Origin of the sequence: Sphingomonas epibiotica, assembly GCF_039615155.1 — a bacterium.
Classification (GTDB): Bacteria; Pseudomonadota; Alphaproteobacteria; order Sphingomonadales; family Sphingomonadaceae; genus Sphingomonas.
The window spans coordinates 1-372 of sequence record NZ_JBDGHY010000051.1 but is presented as its reverse complement, the minus strand read 5'-3'; the positions used below and the strand labels follow the sequence as shown (position 1 = coordinate 372).

1 protein-coding gene is annotated in these 372 nt (G+C 62.1%); it reads left to right on the top strand.

The annotated features are described in order from the left end of the window. Window positions 1-23 precede the first annotated feature (23 nt). Window positions 24-323, top strand: a complete 300-nt coding sequence (locus AAIO73_RS20250) for a diguanylate cyclase (RefSeq protein WP_231729959.1) — start codon at window positions 24-26, stop codon at window positions 321-323. The last annotated feature ends 49 nt before the right edge of the window (window positions 324-372 follow it).

The following is a 372-nucleotide window of genomic DNA, read 5'->3' as shown; positions in this document are numbered from 1 at the left end:
TAACGCCTTGCCGTTAGCCGAGCATGATGTACTCCCAGGTCGTACAGGTTTTCGACTGCGTCCGGCACGACCACGATCCGTGGTTGGTGCTGCTCGCGGGCCTGGTTTGCCTCTGCGGTATCTATGCGTCCTTTGCCCTGGCCGACCATGCCGTACGCTCAGGGCGGAAGACGCGCAGCCTGTGGGAACCTGTCACCATCGCGTCGGCCGGCTGCACGGCCTGGGCGACCCACTTCATTATCTTGCTGGCTTTCAAGCCGGGCATGCCGTCTGCGTTCAACCCGCTGGCCGTACGGCCGTTTTACGGCCGCTCGTTGATGTAAACGAATCAAATAGACGGGGACCCATGCCGCGGCTCAAGGCGTTGAGCGT

What these genes read in the sequence shown, in the direction of transcription:
- AAIO73_RS20250 (WP_231729959.1), top strand. Translation starts at nt 24, where the DNA reads ATGATGTACTCCCAGGTCGTACAGGTTTTCGACTGCGTCCGGCACGAC.